Below are 15,976 nucleotides of genomic sequence, written 5' to 3'. Positions count from 1 at the left end.
TGCGGGCGGTGCCGTCGCCGGTCCGGCCGGGCCGACGCGGACGTGCGGCGTCGCCCGGCCGTCCGGCTGCGGCGGGAGGTGGGCACGGCCGGGTCCTCCCCGCGCGGGACGGCGCGGGGGGACCCGGGTGCGGTCAGCGCTTCAGCTCGTGCGAGAGCTCGGCGAGCTCCTGGCCGCCGGCCATCTCACCGGTGAGCTCCTCGAGGGTGACCTCGGAGCGCTTCTTGTCGAGCACGCGGCGGCCCAGCTTCAGGATCACGAAGTGGTCCCCGACCATGAAGGCGTGGTGCGGGTTGTGGGTGATGAAGACGACCCCGAGGCCGGCGTCCCGGGCTGCCGCCGTGTACTTGAGCACGACGCCGGACTGCTTGACGCCGAGCGCCGCGGTCGGCTCGTCGAGGATGAGCACGCGCGCGCCGAAGTAGACCGCCCGGGCGATCGCCACGCACTGGCGCTGACCGCCCGACAGCGTGCCGATCGGCTGGTTGATGTCCTTGACGACGATGCCCATCTTCTGCAGCTCGGTGTCGGCGATCTCCCGCATGGCCTTGATGTCCAGCGGTGCCATCGGGTACTTCCCCTTGCGGATCTCCGAGCCGAGGAAGAAGTTGCGCCAGACCTCCATGAGGCTCACCACCGCCAGGTCCTGGTAGACGGTCGCGATGCCGGCGTCGAGCGCCTCGCGGGGTGAGCTGAAGCGCCGCTCCTGGCCGTCGACCCGCAGCGTCCCCTCGGTGTGCGGGTGCAGCCCTGAGATGATCTTGATGAGCGTCGACTTGCCGGCGCCGTTGTCCCCGAGGACGCAGGCCACCTCCCCGGCGTTGACGGTCAGGTCGATGCCCTCCAGGGCCCGGATGGCGCCGTAGGACTTGCCGACGCCCTGCATCTCGACCAGCGGCGTGCCGGCCTTCAGGTCGGGCGCGGCGTGCTCGGTGATGGTGTCGGTCATCGTCGTCACTTCCTGCGCTCGGCGTAGTTCTTGACGTAGAGGTTGACCATGACGGCGAGCAGGAGCATCACGCCGAGGAAGGTCCGGAACCAGTTCGGGTCCCAGCCGGCGAAGACGATCCCCTGCGTCGTCATGCCGAAGATGAAGGCGCCGAGGGCCGACCCCACCGCCGAGCCGTAGCCGCCGGTGAGCAGGGCCCCGCCGACGACCGCGGCGATGATGTAGATGAACTCGTTGCCGATGCCGAGGCCGGACTGGACCGAGCTGAAGTTGAACAGCAGGTGCATCCCCAGGAACCAGGCCAGGAACGAGACGCCCATGAACAGGCCGATCTTGACCTTGCGCACGGGGACACCCACCGCGCGGGCGCTGGCCTGGTTGCCGCCCGAGGCGGTGATCCAGTTGCCGGTGCGGGTCCGCAGGAGCAGCCAGGTGCCCACGGCCACGAACAGCAGCCACCACAGCACCGTGATCTTCACCGTCATGAAGCCGAGGTCGACGTCGCTGGCGAACACCGCCCGCGCCGCGTCGAACCCGTCGATGTCGCTCACGTTGGGCGTCGCCACGGTGCCCGTGACGATCTTGGTCACGCCGAGGTTGACGCCCTGGAGGATGAAGAAGGTGCTCAGGGTGATGAGGAAGCTGGGGATCCCCGTCCGCACCACCAGGTAGCCGTTGACGAACCCGATGACGAGGGCGACGGCGAGGCTGAAGACGACGCCCACCCACATGTTCAGGCTGTACTGGTAGGAGAGCATCGCCGAGGCGAGCGCCGCCGTGGTCACCGTGACGCCGGACGACAGGTCGAACTCGCCGCCGATCATCAGCAGCGCGACCCCCACCGCGACGATGCCGATGGTCGAGCTGGCGTAGAGCACGGTGGCGAAGGCGGGCAGCGTCCGGAACGGCGCCGCGACCGCGTAGAAGAAGACGAAGATCGCGATCGCGGCGGCCAGGGCGCCGACCTCGGGGCGCGCCAGCAGGCGGGAGAGCAGCGACCGCTGGGTGCGCGCGGCGACTGCGGACGACGCCGGCGCTGACGGCGGTGTCGCCACGGATGAGCTCATGTCTGCACTCCAGGAGGGAGGGCGGGGGGAGCCGGGCTGTCCCGGCTCCCCCCGAGCGGGTTACCGGGTGTTGTTGGCCGCGTACTCGACGATCGGGCCGATGTTGGTCTCGTCGACGAGCGACGGGCCGGTGAGGACGGGGCCGCCGCCGCCGATGTCGTTGCCGTTGGTGATGTTCAGCCACAGCGCGGTGACGGCCATGTACCCCTGCACGTAGGGCTGCTGGTCGACCGAGAAGGCGATGTCCCCGCTCTGGATGGCCTCGGCCACGTCGGAGTTGAGGTCGAAGGTGACGACCTCGGCCTGGCTGCCGGTGTCGTTCTTGGCCTGCTGCGCCGCCAGGGCGATCGGCGCACCCAGCGTGACGATGTGCGTGATCGTGGGGTCCTGCTGGAGCTTGGCCCCGATCGTCTGCTGCACCGCGGGCAGGTCGGCGCCGGGCACGTTGATGTTCTCGGTGTTGGCGAAGGTCCTCGCCACGCCGGCACAGCGGGTCTCGAGCGCGATGTGCCCCTGCTCCTGGATGACGCAGAGGGCCTTGCCGCCGCCGTCCTGGCCGATGCGGGTGCCGACGGTCTGGCCGGCGAGGTCCTCGTTGGACCCGAAGTACATCGGTACGCCGTAGTTCTGGTAGTCGTTGATCCCGGAGTTGAAGGCGACGACGGGGATGCCGGCCTCGATCGCCGACTGCGCCGCCGGCCCGACGGCGTCGGGGAAGGCGAGGGTGACCGCGATGCCGTCGACGCCCTGGTCCACGGCGTTCTGGACGAGGGTGGCCTGCTCGCCGGAGTCGTTGTCGTTCGAGTAGTTGAGCGTGAGGCCGTGGGCGTCGGCGGCTGCCTCCGCGCCGGCGCGGATCTTGTCCCAGAAGGTGTCCCCCGGGACCTCGTGCGTGATCATCGCGATCGTGTAGTCGCCCTGGTCCGCACCGCCGCCCTCGTTCCGGGCACCGCCCTCGCTGCTGCACGCACTCGCGACCACCACCGTCGCGCTCACCGCCACCGCCAGCTGCAGCGACCTGCGGGTCCTCCTCATGGGCGTCTCCTCGTCGGGATGGCCACCCTCCTGGCGGCCGTCGGCCGGTCCAGACCCCGGACCCCCCGTCACAACGACGTCCTTATGTCTGGACATAGTGACATGTGGAATGTGACATGGGGCACCAGAGGCGTCAAGGGCCCGGCGTGCCCCCGACCGGGACCGCCCGGTCCGCGGGGACCGCCACCCGCTCCCCCCGGGCGGCGGAGTCGGCGATCGCGTCGAGGACGACCGCCGCCCGCACCGCGTCGGCCAGCGTCGCGCCGTGCGGCTCGCCGGTCGCGGCCGCCAGCAGTGCGTCGCGCGCCTCGACGACCTTCAGGTCGTCGAAGCCCATCGGGTTGCCGGGGCCGGGCTGGAAGGCCGCGTACTCCCCCGCCCCGGGACCGACCAGCACGGTGGCGACGGGCTGGTCCTGTGCGACCGGGCCGCGGCTGACCTGCAGCTCGCCCATCCGGCGGAAGTCCCACGCCAGGCGCCCGGCGCTGCCGTGCACCTCGAAGCCGTAGGCGTTCTGCTCCCCTGCCGCCACCCGGCTGGCCTCCAGCGCCACCCGCGCGCCGGAGGACAGCCGCAGCAGCGCGGCGACGTGGTCGTCGTTCTCCACCGGCCCCGGGACGCCGCCGGTCGCCAGCGCGTGCCCCGACGTCGGGCCCGCCGGTCGGGGCCGCTGCGGCACGAACACCGCCGTGTCGGCGAGCACGGACTCGACCTCGTCGCCGAGCAGGTGGCGGACCAGGTCGACGGCGTGCGAGCCGAGGTCGGCGAGGACCCCGCTGCCGCCGCGGGCCCGCTCGTACCGCCAGGTCAGCGCCCCCTCCGGCGCGGCGGCGTAGTCGCTGAGGAAGGCGACGCGGGCGTGGGTCACCCGGCCGATCTCGCCGGCGGCGACCATCTCCCGCGCCAGGGCGACCGCGGGCACGTTGCGGTAGCTCAGCCCGACGACGCCCTGGACGCCGGCCGCGGCGGCCGCGCCGGCCACCGCGCGGGCGTCGTCGGCGGTCAGGCCGACCGGCTTCTCGATCCACAGGTGCCGGCCGGACCCCGCGACGGCGACGCCGATCTCCCGGTGCAGCCAGTTGGGCGCGGTGACCGACACGAGCTCCACGCGCGGGTCGGCGAGCACCGCCCGCCAGTCCGTGGTGGCCGTGGCGAAGCCGTAGCCGGCGGCGGCGGCCTCGGCGCGGCCGGGGACGTCGTCGGCGACGGCGACCAGCCGCGGGACGACGGGCAGGCCGGGGAAGTGGTGGCCGACCCGGGCGTGCGCGCGGGCGTGCACGGTGCCCATCCAGCCGAACCCGACGACCGCGACCCCGACCGGACGCCCGGTCCCCGGCCCGTTCCCGCCCACGGCACGCCCCCCTCGGCCCCGTGAGTGGGAGCGAGCGTAGGCCCGGACCGGCCCGCGGGGACCGCTCCGTGCCGTGGGGTCGGGAGCCGCCGGGTCAGGCGCGGAAGAACAGCCGGACCGTGGTGCCGGCCGGCCCGGTGCAGACGGCGGCGTCGTCGGCCAGGCTCCACGCCAGCCACATGCCGCGCGCGCCGTCGGCGGGGTCCGGGGGCACGTAGCCGAGCGTCGCGTCGGCCAGGCCGGGCCCGGCGTCGGCCACCTCGACGACGAAGGCGTCCCCGTCGGTCCAGGTCGACAGCTCGGCGAAGGGGGCGGCCCCCAGCGCGTTGACCAGCAGCTCGTGGGCGGCCAGGACGACGTCGCCCAGCCGCGCGCGCCGGCCGGCCGGCAGCAGCACGCTCAGTGCGCGGCGGCCCTGCCCCGGCGACGTCACGGGCAGGACTGGCGCGGCCTCGGGGCGCGGGGTCCAGGCCGGCTGCGCCAGGTGCAGGAAGCAGGCCGGGTCCTCGTACGCCGGCTGGGGTGCCGGGGCGGCGCCGTCCCAGGTGAGCGGGTGGGTGCGGGCGACGGCCGCGAGGACGTCGGCGGGCAGCCGCTGGGCGTCGTGCAGGCAGAGGCTGTAGTACGGCATCGTGTCGTAGCAGCGGTTGGCCACCGCCTCGAAGCGGCTCCACTCCCGCCCGTCCTCCCGGGCCAGCCACACGGGCTCGGCGGCCAGCCGCCAGCTCGGCGCCTCGGCGCGGAGGGCGCGCAGGTCGCGGTCGTAGGCCTGCAGCGTGCCGTGGCCGCCGCGCCACCAGGTCTCCGCGGCGGCGAAGACCGCCAGCCGGCCGAGGTCGGTCCCCAGCTGCCCGGCCAGCAGGCTGCGCACCCGCTCCCCGGCGACGACGAGCACCGGCTCGTCCCGGCGGAAGCCCTCGAGGACGAAGGGCACCACCCGCTCGACCAGTTCGGCGTCGGAGGAGAAGACGAACCCCTCGTGGGCGAGGCCGGTGCCGTCCCAGTCGCCGGTCGGGTGCAGCCAGGTCACGGCTGCCCCGGGGCCGTGCCGGACGGCTCCCGGCCGAACGGTTCCAGGCCGAACAGCTCCAGGCAGCGCAGCACGTTCCGGCGCGCCGCGACCGGCCGCAGGTCGATCCCGCGGGCGGCCAGCTCCCGCGCCGCGCCGGCCAGCGCCCGGGCGCCCGCGACGTCGAGGAAGTCGAGGTCCGCGAGGTCGAGCACCAGCTCGCCGGGGGTGTCGCCGGCGACGTCGACCAGCGCGGTCGCCACGTGCGCGGCCTCGGTGAGGTCCACCTCGCCGTGCAGCGACAGCCGGGGTCCGCGGCCGGACAGGTGCGCCAGCGGCAGCCGGTCGCCGAGGTGCTGCAGCGGGTGGAGGACGGCGACCGGCCCGAGGACCTCCGGGCCCACCGACGCGTCGTAGAGGCACAGCGCGGTCATGGGGACCGCGGCCATGAGCTCGTCGGCGAGCTGCTCGTAGGCGTGCAGCAGGCGGCGGCCGGCCCGCCCGCCGCGGACCAGCTCGGTGACGTCCGCGGCCACCCGCAGGCCGGTGCGCCCGCCGGCGAGCGCCGCCCGCGTCGCGGCGCGGTAGTGCTCCACCTGCTCGGCCGGGGTGAGGCCGCCCGCGGCCGTGTAGCTGTCGCCGGTCGTCTGCAGGTCGAGCCGGCCGGCGGCGAACAGCTCGTCCCGGTGCGGCAGCCCCGACACCGCGGCCAGCAGGGCGGACCGCGAGGGGCCGACCACGACCAGCTGCTCGTCGCGCCGGTGCCCCTCCTCGAGGAAGGGCACGACCGCCGCGGCCAGGTCGGCGCCGTCGCCGAAGGACCAGCAGGCGTGGTCCCCCGGCCGGAGTCCGGTCGGGGTGCCCAGACCCTGCGGGGTGGTCACCCCGGTGACGCTACCCACCCGCGTCGCCGGTGTCAGGACCCGGACGGATCCGTTCCGGGGGCGCTCGCGGAGGCCCTGGTCAGGCGCGCACGAGGCGGACGGCGTCGACGGCGGCCAGCGCCCCGAGCTCGTCGGCGACCATCCAGACGTCGGCGATCCGGCCGCCGTCGAGGGTGAGGACGTCGACCACCCGCAGCCGCACGTCCCGGCCGGTGGGCGGGAGCGGGCCGGCCGCGGTCTGCAGCGGCCCCACCTGCCGGCCGCCCATCCGGAAGGCGACCACGACCCGGTCGCCGTCCTCGACCACGGCGACGACCTGCCGCTCCACCCGCTCGAAGGTGCCCTGCACCGCCCGGGCGCGGGCGACCAGGTCGGCGGCGGTCAGCGGCCGGCCGTTGACCGTGACGGGGTCGGTGTAGACCGCGCGGAAGGCCTCCTCCGCGGCGGGTCCGCCGGGCAGCGGGTCGGTCCACAGCCGCAGCAGCCGGTCGACGTCGAAGGTCATCGGCCCGTCACCGCCGGGTGCGCAGGATCGTCCCCAGGAGCACGCCGACCAGCAGCACGATCGTCAGGATCGGCCACAGCGGCGACGAGACGTCGACGGTGAACAGGTCGACGGTGACCCGGTCGCGGTTCTGCAGGGTGAACGCGACCGTCACGACGGCGAGGACCGGCGCGAGGACCTGTCCCGGCCGGACCCGGCGCCGCGCCGGGCGGGACGACGGGGCGGCGGGTGGGGTCCTGGCGGGTGTCGTCGTGGCCATGGGGTCCTCCGCCGGTCGGGAGTGGCACGGTCGAGGCCGGACGCGCCACCGTCCCGTCGCGGCGGCGGGCCCCGCCTCACCCCGGGCGGACGAGGCGGGCCGTCGGGGACCGCGGCCCGTCCCGACCCTCCGCACCCGGGCCCGGGTCCGGGCACGCGCCGCCCGCTCGCCGAAGCCGCTGTGACCGGCGCCGGTCAGGTCCGGACGACCAGGGTGTGCGCGGCCATGTCCCCGAGCCGCTGCCGGCGGGGGTTGGACAGCACGACGACGAAGGCCACCAGGTAGCCGAGGAGACCGTCGACCACCCGCAGCACGGTGCGGATCGCCGCGGCGGCGTAGCCCGGCGGCGTGGCGCCCGTCCGCTCGTCGACGACCCGGATCCCGGTCGCCATCTTGCCCAGCGTCTGCCCGAGCGCCCCCTCCATGAGGACGAAGTAGGCGAGGGCCGCCACGGCGTAGAGCACGCTGGCCCAGGGCGGGGCGTCGGACACCCACTCCCACGGGCCCACCTGCTCGATGGAGTCGGTGCCCGCGGCCAGCAGGGTGAAGGCGGCGCCGACGACCACGCTGTCGATGAGCGTGGCGAGGACGCGCCGGCCGGTGACGTGGACGTCGGTGGTCGCGGCGTACGGGGCGGAGAGCGCCGTCATGGCTGCCTCCTGCGTCGGGTGCGGGACGGACCGCCCCAGCCTCGCGGGGTGGCCCGTCCCGTCCCCACGCCCGGACGGCCCGGGCGCGCGGGGCCCTTCGGCCCCGGGTCAGTCGCGCACGCGCAGCAGGACCTTGCCGGTGGCGCGGCGCTCGTCGAGCTCGGTGACCGCGGCCGCGGCGTCGGCGAGGTCGTGCACCGTGCCGAGCACCGGCCGGAGGCGGCCCTGCTCGAGCAGCGGCAGCAGGTCGGCCCACTGCTCGCGCACGAAGCCGGGGTCGCCCGTCCAGAACGCGCCCCAGCCGACGCCGACCACCGACACGTTGTTGAGCAGCAGCCGGTTGACCTTGACGGTCGGGATCTCGCCGCCGGTGAAGCCGAGCACCAGCAGCCGGCCCTCGCGGCCGAGGCTGCGCAGCGAGTCGGTGAACCGGTCCCCGCCGACCGGGTCGGCGACGACGTCGACGCCGCGGCCGCCGGTGAGCTCCTTCACCCGCTCGCGGAACCCGTCGGCGAGCACGACCTCGTCGGCGCCGGCGGCGCGGGCCACCTCGCCCTTGGCCTCGCTGGACACCACCGCGAGCACCCGCGCGCCGTAGGCCTTGGCGAGCTGGACGCCCGCCGTCCCCAGCCCGCCCGCGGCGCCGTGCACGAGCACCGTCTCGCCCTCGCGCAGCTGCCCCCGCCGGCGCAGCGCGAAGTGCATGGTCAGGTAGTTCATCGGCAGCGCGGCGCCCTGCTCGAAGGAGACGCCGTCGGGCAGCGGGAAGACGAAGCCCGGGTCGGCCGCGGCCACCTCGGCGAAGCCGCCGAAGCCGGGGAAGGCCGCCACCCGCTGCCCGGCGGCGAGCCCGCTGCCCTCCGGGGCACTGCGCACGACGCCGGCCACCTCGCTGCCGGGCACGAACGGCACCGACGGCTTGAGCTGGTACTCGCCGCGGCTGAGCAGCACCTCGGGGAAGGTCACGCCGGCGACGTGCACGTCGATCACGACCTTGCCGTCGCCGGCGGGCTCGGGGACGTCGGCGACGGAGATGGCCGAGGGGCCGTCGAGGCTGGTGATCTGCGCGGCGCGCACGGGTCCTCCTGGAGGGCTCGGGAGACGGTGCGGCGAGTGTGTCAGAGCACGCCCGCGGCGCCGCCGGCCCGAGCCGGGTCCCCGCCGGCCCTACGACCCCGCCGTCCCGACGGGCACGTCCAGCTGCACCTGCCCGGCCTCCTGGAAGGCGAACGTGACCTGGACGGTGTCCGTGGTGGTGATGTCGGCGGTGACGTCGTCGAGCTGCATCCGGACCTGGCCCCGGGTCGCGTCGACCGAGCCGTCGGCGGGCAGGTCGATGCCGTCGGGGCTGCTGTCGCCCTGCTCGTCGAGCAGCGTGACCGACCCGGCCGCGGGCGTGCTCACCGAGACCAGCCGGTCGTCGGTGTCCCCGTCGTTGGTCAGCGCGCCGCGGAGGGCGACCGAGTCGCCGGCGGCGATCGTCGCGTCGGCGTCGAGGTACACGTCGCTGAGGGCCACCTGCCCGACCGAGCCGTCGACGCCCGGGGTGTCCGGCGTCTCCCGGGCGGTCTCCGCGTCCTGCCCCGTGCCGCACGCGGCGGCGAGGAGGACGAGGACCGCGGCGCCCGTCGCCGTCCCGAGGGGTGCGCGTGCTCCGGTCCGCTGCTCCACGGGCCCTCCTGACGCCGGCACGGACTGTGGCGTACCGGTCATCGTGCTCCGCGTGACCGCTCGCGCCCAGCGGGTCGCGCGCGGGTCCGGGCTCAGGCGCCGGGTGTGGCCTGCAGGTCCTCCCGCCGCCGGACGCGCACCGCGCGGAACGGCCGCCCGTGCGCCGGCTCCTCGACCCAGTCCACGGTGACCACCTGCCCGGCGCGCAGCGTGCCGCCGGCCGGGTCGACGGCGGCGGCGTCGGCCCAGCAGTCGCCGGGCAGGCCGGGCACCTCCACGACGGCGCCGCGCGCCTGCTCGTCCCAGCGGACCACGGTGCCGGTGGACGTCCCCCTGCGCGTCATGCAGCGAGGGTGCGGGCCGCGGCGCCCCGTGGCAACGACGTGCTCCCGCGCACATCCCGGACGGATGCGACCCGCGCGGGCGTTGTACCCGTCGTGAGCACCCCGAGCACGACCACCGAGCGGGCCCCCGACGCGGCCGGCCCGCTGACGGAGGCCGTCCTCGCCGACGGCACCCCGGCCCTGGTCTGGCCGCTGCTGGACACCGACGGCGAGGCGCTGCGGGCCGGCTACGCCGAGCTCTCGCCCGAGTCGCGGCGTTCCCGCTTCCTCACCGACCTGCCCGAGCTGTCCGACTCCCTCCTCCGGCTCCTGGTCGACGGCGTGGACGGCGTCGACCACGTCGCCGTCGTCCTCACCGCCTTCCCGGTCGACGGCGGCGCCCGCCCGGTCGGCGTGGCCCGGCTGGTGCGCTGGCCCGGCGAGCCGGAGACGGCCGACGTCGCGGTCACCGTGCTCGACTCCTGGCAGGGCCGCGGTGTGGGCCGGGCGCTGCTGGACGCCGTGCTGGCCCGCCGGCCCCGCGACGTCGTCCGGCTGCGCACGACCGTGGCCGCGCACAACCGCGCCTCGCTGGGGATGCTGCGCCGGGCCGGCCGGCTGACCGCGCGGCACGAGGGCGGGGGCGAGCTCACCGTCGAGGTGACCGACCTGCCCCCGGTCCCCTGACCCCGGGCGCGCAGCAGGCGCCGCTCGGCGCGCGCCGCGACCAGTCCGGTCCGGGCGACGCGCGGGCGGGCACCCCGACGAGCCCGCGCGCGCCGGCCCGCCCACAGCGGCGGCGCTGCGCGCGACACTGGCCGCGCCGTCGCCGTCCGTCGACCGAACCGGTGGTGGACCATGGAGAGGACCGACCGGCCCGTCGTCCCCGACGGGCTCCCCCGGCTCCGGGCCGGGTGGCACGCGTCGCCGGAGCAGGGCGCCTGTCTCATGGAGTACGTCTCGGTGCTCGCCGGGACCTCCTTCGACGACCACCCCCGCTGCACCGACCCCACCCTGGCCGCGCTGGCCCGGCTGGTGAACGACGCCTCCACCGACGACGGGCGGCCGCTGCTGGCCGCCTTCGCCCCCGCCCTGGCCGGCACCGCCCGCTTCCGGGACGCCCGCCGCACGGCCGCCGTCGTCCACGCCGCGGTGCGGGCCGCCGCCGCCGCGGCGGAGCACCCGGCCCTGCTGCGCCGGCACCTCGCCCGCGCCGGGCGGCGGTGCGTCCGCGTCGCCGGCACCGGGCCGCGGGCGGGCCTCGCCCGGTGGCTGGACCCGCTGTACCGGCAGGGGCCGGGGCGCCACCGCCTGGAGGCGGCGGTCGCCGCGCTGTGGGACCTGCCCGGACCGCGGCGGGACGCCGCCCTGCGGGCCACGCTGGCCGCGGCCGTCGCCGCCGCCCGCGCGCCGGTGACCGGCGGGCCGGTCCCGTCAGCTCACGTGCCGGGTCCCCGGCCCGACCAGCTCCAGGCGTAGCGGCCGTCGTCGGAGGCGGTGCCGGCCTCGCCGAGCTCGAGCGGGCGGAAGGTGTCGACCATGACCGCCAGCTCGTCGAACCGCTCCGCGCCGAGCGACCGCTCCACCGCGCCGGGCTGCGGGCCGTGGCTGTGCCCGCCGGGGTGCAGCGAGACCGACCCCCTGCCGATCCCCGAGCCCCGGCGCGCCTCGTAGTCGCCGTCGACGTAGAACATGACCTCGTCGCTGTCGACGTTGGAGTGGTAGTAGGGCACCGGCACGGCCAGCGGGTGGTAGTCGACCTTCCGCGGCACGAAGTTGCAGATGACGAAGTTCGTGCCCTCGAACACCTGGTGCACCGGCGGCGGCTGGTGCACCCGCCCGGTGATCGGCTCGAAGTCCGCCACGGCGAACGCGTAGGGGTAGAGGCAGCCGTCCCAGCCGACGACGTCGAAGGGGTGCTCCGGCGTCACGTGGACGGTGCCGGCCAGCCCGCCGGGCCCGGGGCCGCGGTGCTTGACGTACACCTCGACGTCGGTGCCCTCGGCCAGCAGCGGGGCGTCCGGGCCGCGGAGGTCGCGCTCGCAGTAGGGCGCGTGCTCGAGGAACTGCCCGTAGCGGGACAGGTAGCGCCTGGGCGGCGCGATGTGGGAGTTGGCCTCGATCGCGTAGGTGCGCAGCGGCTCGTCGCCGGTGGGGACCCAGCGGTGGGTGGTGGCCCGCGGGACCACCACGTAGTCGCCCGCGCCGGCCTCCAGCGCGCCGAACACGGTCTCCACGGTGGCGGTGCCGCGCTCGACGAACACGCACTCGTCGCCGACCGCGTTGCGGTAGTACGGGCTGGGCAGCGACGAGACGGCGTAGGAGATGCGGACGTCGGCGTTGCCCAGCACCAGCCGTCGGCCGGTGACCGGGTCGACCCCCTTGGGCTCCTCCCCCGGGAACAGGTCGTGCAGCCTGAGGTGGCGCGGCACGAGCGGTGCGTTCGGCGTCAGGGTCTGGTCGGGCAGCTCCCACGGGCGGGCGTCGACCAGCGCCGAGGGCAGGCCGCGGTGGTAGAGCAGCGAGGAGTCGCTGGAGAAGCCCTCCTCCCCCATCAGCTCCTCGGCGTACAGGCCGCCGTCGGGACGCCGGAACTGCGTGTGCCGCTTGGGCGGGACCTCGCCCACCCTCCGGTAGAACGCCATGGTGGCCTTCCTGGTGAGGGACTCGAACCGCCACCCTTCAGGGGCCCGCGCCGAGCGGAGCGAGGCCTGGGGGGAAGGGTGGCCCTCCTAGAAGTTGCCGCGCTTCTCCTGCTCGCGCTCGATGGCCTCGAAGAGTGCCTTGAAGTTGCCCTTGCCGAAACCGAGCGAGCCGTGCCGCTCGATGAGCTCGAAGAACACCGTCGGCCGGTCGCCGGTGGGCGTGGTGAAGATCTGCAGCAGGTAGCCGTCCTCGTCGCGGTCGACGAGGATCCCGCGGGCCTGCAGCTCCTCGATCGGCACGCGCACCTCGCCGATGCGGGCCCGCAGCCCCGGGTCCTCGTAGTAGGAGTCCGGCGTCGCGAGGAACTCGACGCCCTCGGCGCGCATCGCGTCGACGGTGGCGACGATGTCGTCGGTGGCCAGCGCCACGTGCTGGGCGCCGGGACCGCGGTAGAACTCGAGGAACTCGTCGATCTGCGACTTCCTCCTCCCCACCGCCGGCTCGTTGAGCGGGAACTTGACCCGGTGGTTGCCGTTGGCGACGACCTTGCTCATCAGCGCGGAGTAGTCGGTGGCGATGTCGTCGCCGATGAACTCCGCCATGTTGGTGAAGCCCATGACCCGGTTGTAGAAGTCGACCCAGCGGTCCATGGCGCCGAGCTCGACGTTGCCGACGACGTGGTCGACGGCCTGGAACAGCCGGCGCGGGCGGCCGGGCCGCGGCCGGTGGGACGACGTCCGGGCGACGTAGCCGGGCAGGTAGGGGCCGGTGTAGCGGGAGCGGTCGACGAGGGTGTGCACGGTGTCGCCGTACGCCCCGATGGTGGCCAGCCGGACGGTGCCGTGCTCGTCGGTGAGGTCGTGCGGCTCGGCGACGACGGTGGCGCCCTGGGCGCGGGCGTGGGCGACGCACCGGTCGACGTCGGGCACGGCGAGGGCGATGTCGACGATGCCGTCGCCGTGCGCGCGGTGGTGGTCGGCGCGGGGGCTGGCGGGGTCGTAGGCGCCGGTGACGACGAAGCGGGCGGCGCCGGAGCGCAGCACGTAGGCGCGGTGGTCGCGGTTGCCGGTCTCGGGGCCGGAGTAGGCGATCAGCTCCATGCCGAAGGCCGACTGGAGGAAGTGCGCCGTCTGCACGGCGTTGCCGACGACCCACACCAGCGCGTCCCAGCCCGAGACCGGGAACGGGTCGGCCGACTCGTCGTACTGCACCAGGCCGACCAGCTGCTCCAGCTGCCGCAGGTCGAGTCCGGCCAGGCGTTCCTCGTCGTTGAGGGTCTGCTCGATCGACACCGGAGGCCTCCTCTGCGCGGGGACGTGGGGAGAGCCCACTGCGGGAGGCCGTGCTGTGCAACCCTGACCGCAGGTGCTGGTCCGGCTGCACCGCTGGCCCAGCGGACCGGCCTGTCGACTGGGCAGACTGCACAGCTCGCGCCCCGGGAGGACGCATGACGCTCGACGCGCTGGACGTCGCGGTGCTGGAGGCGCTGCGGGAGCACCCCCGTGCCGGCGCGCTGGAGCTGTCCCGCCTGCTCGGCGTGGCCCGGGCGACGGTCACCGCCCGCGTCGCGCGCCTCGAGCGGTCCGGCGTCGTCACCGGCTACGGCCCGGACGTCGACGTCGCCGCGGCCGGGTTCGGTGTCCAGGCGTTCGTGACGCTGGAGATCGCGCAGGGCGCGATCGAGGCGGTCCGCGCCGACCTCGAGGCCATCCCCGGTGTGCTGGAGGCGCACGCGACGACGGGCAGCGGCGACGTCCTGTGCCGGGTGGGCGCGGCGTCGCACGAGGCGCTGCAGCAGGTGCTGGTCGAGCTCAACCGGTCGCCGTCGGTGGTCCGGTCGACCAGCGTCGTCGCGCTGTCGGAGCTGGTGCCGCGGCGGACCCTGCCGCTGCTGCGGACCGGGGCCGCCCCGGACGCCGGCCGCTCGCGGATGCCCCGCGCCTGAACGGGGGCCCGGACGCGCGGCGACGTCAGGCGGTGGCCTCCCCGGGCGCCGCGGTCCAGGAGAGCGGGCGTCCGGTGCCGGTGCGGACCACCGTCACCGGGCACGGCGCGTGGTGGACCAGCTGGTCGCTGGTCGACCCGAGCAGCAGCCCGGCGAAGCCACCGCCGCCCCGGGCGCCGACGACGAGCAGGTCCGCGCCCCCGGCCGCCTGCACCAGGACCCGGGCCACCGGGCCGTGGACCGCGTGCGTGCGCACTCGCACCGCCGGGTCGAGGCCGGCCGCGGCGACGCAGCGCTCCAGGTCGTCGCGCACGGCCTGCTCGGAGTCCTCCAGGGGCGGGACGTAGCCCGGTTCCCAGGTGGACGGCCGCGGCGCGGTGGTCAGGCTCCACGCCCGGAGCACGTGCAGCGGGAGTCCGGTCCGCCCGACCAGGCCGGCCGCCCACACCAGCGCCTCCTGGGCGCCGGCGGAGCCGTCGTGCCCGACCAGCACCCCTCCGTCGATGGTCACGGACTCGCACACCTCGGCCACCGGCCCGGTCCCTCCTCGCGATCGGTGCCCCGCACCCGCCCGCCGGTCGCGGGCGGCAGCGGCACCGCGGGGGGCAGGGGCACGGCGCCGTCACACGGGCAACTGCCCGCCGGCCCGCGGAGTTCCACGGACGGGGGCCACGGACGTCCCGCGGCCCCGTCGCGTCGTGGGGGGCGGTGGCCCGGCTGTCGGCCGCGCACGGCTGGGAGGCCGCCGGCGACCGGAAGACCGTCCGGGCGTGGCTCGGCTCCCCGCCGCCCCCGCTGCTGCCGCCGGCCGAGCGCGTGCAGCGGGCCGCCCAGCAGGCCCGCGACCTCGGCCGGCTCCTCGCCGACACCGACACCCGGATCGCCGCGACCTTCGACCGGCTGACCGCCGAGGCGGTGGAGCGCGGCCGGGCCGACCGCGCCGCCACCTACCGCACGGTCGCCCGGGTCATCCGGCACCACGCGGCGCAGGGCCGGCGGGCCGCCCGCCGGCCCTGACCCGCCGCCCGCGCCGACCGCACCGCCCGCGCGGTCAGGCCGGCGACGAGCGGCGTTTCTCCGGCTTCGTCCGGGTCTCCGGTGCACTCCGCGGCGCGGGAGGAGCCGGCTCCGCCCAGCTCTCCGCGGCGGTCGGCACCTCCTCGTCCGCGCGGTCCTGCTGCGCGGCGGAGGCCGCGCCGCAGGAGGTCGGCCACGTCAGCTCCAGCTCCAGCTCGATCTCGTCGCCGTCGACCTCCACCTCCAGCTCGCAGCGGAGCCGGTCGCCGACCGACAGCTCGACGGTGCTGGTCCCCAGCCGGACGGCGACCTCGCCGTCGTCGGACTCCAGCCCCTCCGCCAGCGACCGGAGGAGGCGGGCGACCTCCGGGCGGCTGAGCGTCAGTTCCTGCTCGATCTTCACGTCCGCCACGGCCCTCTCCGTCCTCCCCGGGCGCGCCGCACGGTGCACCGCACCTGCCGACCACGGTGGCACGCCGGGCCGGCGGCGTCGACGGTCCCGGGACCCGGCATCCGGACGATCCGGTCCCCCATCCCTCCGGGATGAGTCCGGCGTGACGACCGCAGCGGGACCGTGTCGGGCATGGACGCAGCAGTGCGTACGACCCCTCGCAGGAGCGACTCCAGGATCACGGGGTGGCACCGGGACGCGGCGCGCTTCCTCG

The 15,976-nt window shown here is 75.8% G+C and carries 20 protein-coding genes; 4 read left to right on the top strand and 16 right to left on the bottom strand.

Going from position 1 to position 15,976, the window contains the following annotated elements:
* Positions 1 to 133: 133 nt before the first annotated feature.
* From ACI79Z_RS09265 to ACI79Z_RS09210, 12 genes are all read right to left on the bottom strand, one after another.
* On the bottom strand, positions 134 to 949 hold the full coding sequence (locus tag ACI79Z_RS09265) for an ATP-binding cassette domain-containing protein (RefSeq protein WP_456902435.1): 816 nt from the start codon (positions 947 to 949) through the stop codon (positions 134 to 136).
* 5 nt (positions 950 to 954) lie between these two features.
* Complete coding sequence (locus tag ACI79Z_RS09260) at positions 955 to 2,016, bottom strand: ABC transporter permease (RefSeq protein WP_456902434.1); 1,062 nt, start codon at positions 2,014 to 2,016, stop codon at positions 955 to 957.
* Positions 2,017 to 2,076: 60 nt separating this feature from the next.
* On the bottom strand, positions 2,077 to 3,051 hold the full coding sequence (locus tag ACI79Z_RS09255; RefSeq protein ID WP_456902433.1) for a substrate-binding domain-containing protein: 975 nt from the start codon (positions 3,049 to 3,051) through the stop codon (positions 2,077 to 2,079).
* Between the two features lie 133 nt (positions 3,052 to 3,184).
* A complete protein-coding gene (locus ACI79Z_RS09250; RefSeq protein ID WP_456902432.1) occupies positions 3,185 to 4,402 on the bottom strand; it encodes a Gfo/Idh/MocA family protein in 1,218 nt (405 codons plus the stop codon).
* Between the two features lie 94 nt (positions 4,403 to 4,496).
* Positions 4,497 to 5,432, bottom strand: a complete 936-nt coding sequence (locus ACI79Z_RS09245) for an anti-sigma factor RsbA family regulatory protein (RefSeq protein ID WP_456902431.1) — start codon at positions 5,430 to 5,432, stop codon at positions 4,497 to 4,499.
* Positions 5,429 to 6,295: an MEDS domain-containing protein gene (locus tag ACI79Z_RS09240; RefSeq protein ID WP_456902430.1), complete on the bottom strand. Its 867-nt coding sequence runs from the start codon at positions 6,293 to 6,295 to the stop codon at positions 5,429 to 5,431. Before ACI79Z_RS09240 ends, ACI79Z_RS09245 begins: the two co-directional genes overlap by 4 nt.
* A gap of 79 nt (positions 6,296 to 6,374) precedes the next feature.
* Positions 6,375 to 6,800, bottom strand: a complete 426-nt coding sequence (locus ACI79Z_RS09235; RefSeq protein ID WP_387988130.1) for an ester cyclase — start codon at positions 6,798 to 6,800, stop codon at positions 6,375 to 6,377.
* A gap of 7 nt (positions 6,801 to 6,807) precedes the next feature.
* Positions 6,808 to 7,059 carry a hypothetical protein gene (locus ACI79Z_RS09230; protein WP_456902429.1) on the bottom strand — a complete coding sequence of 84 codons (252 nt, stop codon included), beginning with the start codon at positions 7,057 to 7,059 and terminating at the stop codon, positions 6,808 to 6,810.
* Between the two features lie 194 nt (positions 7,060 to 7,253).
* A complete protein-coding gene (locus ACI79Z_RS09225; RefSeq protein WP_387988128.1) occupies positions 7,254 to 7,709 on the bottom strand; it encodes an RDD family protein in 456 nt (151 codons plus the stop codon).
* Between the two features lie 108 nt (positions 7,710 to 7,817).
* Positions 7,818 to 8,786, bottom strand: coding sequence for an NADPH:quinone oxidoreductase family protein (locus ACI79Z_RS09220; RefSeq protein WP_456902428.1), 969 nt, complete (start codon positions 8,784 to 8,786; stop codon positions 7,818 to 7,820).
* A 90-nt stretch (positions 8,787 to 8,876) separates the two neighbouring features.
* On the bottom strand, positions 8,877 to 9,380 hold the full coding sequence (locus tag ACI79Z_RS09215; RefSeq protein WP_387988126.1) for a copper chaperone PCu(A)C: 504 nt from the start codon (positions 9,378 to 9,380) through the stop codon (positions 8,877 to 8,879).
* 92 nt (positions 9,381 to 9,472) lie between these two features.
* Positions 9,473 to 9,724, bottom strand: a complete 252-nt coding sequence (locus ACI79Z_RS09210) for a hypothetical protein (protein ID WP_387988125.1) — start codon at positions 9,722 to 9,724, stop codon at positions 9,473 to 9,475.
* A 93-nt stretch (positions 9,725 to 9,817) separates the two neighbouring features.
* Here ACI79Z_RS09210 and ACI79Z_RS09205 point away from each other — a divergent pair, with 93 nt between their 5' ends.
* Positions 9,818 to 10,390, top strand: coding sequence for an N-acetyltransferase family protein (locus tag ACI79Z_RS09205; protein ID WP_456902427.1), 573 nt, complete (start codon positions 9,818 to 9,820; stop codon positions 10,388 to 10,390).
* Positions 10,391 to 10,561: 171 nt separating this feature from the next.
* A complete protein-coding gene (locus ACI79Z_RS09200; protein ID WP_456902426.1) occupies positions 10,562 to 11,182 on the top strand; it encodes a hypothetical protein in 621 nt (206 codons plus the stop codon).
* On the opposite strand, the gene ACI79Z_RS09195 is transcribed toward ACI79Z_RS09200, so the two are convergent.
* Positions 11,143 to 12,348, bottom strand: a complete 1,206-nt coding sequence (locus ACI79Z_RS09195) for a cupin domain-containing protein (RefSeq protein WP_456902425.1) — start codon at positions 12,346 to 12,348, stop codon at positions 11,143 to 11,145. The genes ACI79Z_RS09200 and ACI79Z_RS09195 overlap by 40 nt on opposite strands.
* Before the next feature lie 87 nt (positions 12,349 to 12,435).
* Entirely contained in the window at positions 12,436 to 13,641 is a 1,206-nt protein-coding gene (hppD, locus tag ACI79Z_RS09190) for a 4-hydroxyphenylpyruvate dioxygenase (RefSeq protein ID WP_387988121.1), read from the bottom strand.
* A gap of 155 nt (positions 13,642 to 13,796) precedes the next feature.
* On the opposite strand from hppD, the gene ACI79Z_RS09185 reads away from it, so the two are divergent.
* Positions 13,797 to 14,294: an Lrp/AsnC family transcriptional regulator gene (locus ACI79Z_RS09185; RefSeq protein ID WP_387988120.1), complete on the top strand. Its 498-nt coding sequence runs from the start codon at positions 13,797 to 13,799 to the stop codon at positions 14,292 to 14,294.
* A 25-nt stretch (positions 14,295 to 14,319) separates the two neighbouring features.
* Here the strand turns inward: ACI79Z_RS09185 and ACI79Z_RS09180 are convergent, their stop codons facing one another.
* Positions 14,320 to 14,805: a universal stress protein gene (locus tag ACI79Z_RS09180; protein ID WP_387988119.1), complete on the bottom strand. Its 486-nt coding sequence runs from the start codon at positions 14,803 to 14,805 to the stop codon at positions 14,320 to 14,322.
* 197 nt (positions 14,806 to 15,002) lie between these two features.
* On the opposite strand from ACI79Z_RS09180, the gene ACI79Z_RS09175 reads away from it, so the two are divergent.
* Positions 15,003 to 15,311 carry a hypothetical protein gene (locus ACI79Z_RS09175; protein WP_456902424.1) on the top strand — a complete coding sequence of 103 codons (309 nt, stop codon included), beginning with the start codon at positions 15,003 to 15,005 and terminating at the stop codon, positions 15,309 to 15,311.
* A 34-nt stretch (positions 15,312 to 15,345) separates the two neighbouring features.
* Here ACI79Z_RS09175 and ACI79Z_RS09170 read toward each other — a convergent pair whose 3' ends face one another.
* On the bottom strand, positions 15,346 to 15,723 hold the full coding sequence (locus ACI79Z_RS09170) for an amphi-Trp domain-containing protein (protein ID WP_456902423.1): 378 nt from the start codon (positions 15,721 to 15,723) through the stop codon (positions 15,346 to 15,348).
* Between the last annotated feature and the right edge of the window lie 253 nt (positions 15,724 to 15,976).

The organism is Geodermatophilus sp. SYSU D00663 (assembly GCF_054050655.1).
This window is presented reverse-complemented; position numbering and strand designations above follow the sequence as displayed.

Bases quoted from the DNA above. Each gene is read 5' to 3' on its own strand.
- ACI79Z_RS09235 (WP_387988130.1), bottom strand. From the start codon at position 6,800: ATGACCTTCGACGTCGACCGGCTGCTGCGGCTGTGGACCGACCCGCTG.
- ACI79Z_RS09195 (WP_456902425.1), bottom strand. From the start codon at position 12,348: ATGGCGTTCTACCGGAGGGTGGGCGAGGTCCCGCCCAAGCGGCACACG.
- ACI79Z_RS09200 (WP_456902426.1), top strand. From the start codon at position 10,562: ATGGAGAGGACCGACCGGCCCGTCGTCCCCGACGGGCTCCCCCGGCTC.
- ACI79Z_RS09225 (WP_387988128.1), bottom strand. From the start codon at position 7,709: ATGACGGCGCTCTCCGCCCCGTACGCCGCGACCACCGACGTCCACGTC.
- ACI79Z_RS09265 (WP_456902435.1), bottom strand. From the start codon at position 949: ATGACCGACACCATCACCGAGCACGCCGCGCCCGACCTGAAGGCCGGC.
- ACI79Z_RS09210 (WP_387988125.1), bottom strand. From the start codon at position 9,724: ATGACGCGCAGGGGGACGTCCACCGGCACCGTGGTCCGCTGGGACGAG.
- ACI79Z_RS09230 (WP_456902429.1), bottom strand. From the start codon at position 7,059: ATGGCCACGACGACACCCGCCAGGACCCCACCCGCCGCCCCGTCGTCC.
- ACI79Z_RS09255 (WP_456902433.1), bottom strand. From the start codon at position 3,051: ATGAGGAGGACCCGCAGGTCGCTGCAGCTGGCGGTGGCGGTGAGCGCG.
- ACI79Z_RS09185 (WP_387988120.1), top strand. From the start codon at position 13,797: ATGACGCTCGACGCGCTGGACGTCGCGGTGCTGGAGGCGCTGCGGGAG.
- ACI79Z_RS09260 (WP_456902434.1), bottom strand. From the start codon at position 2,016: ATGAGCTCATCCGTGGCGACACCGCCGTCAGCGCCGGCGTCGTCCGCA.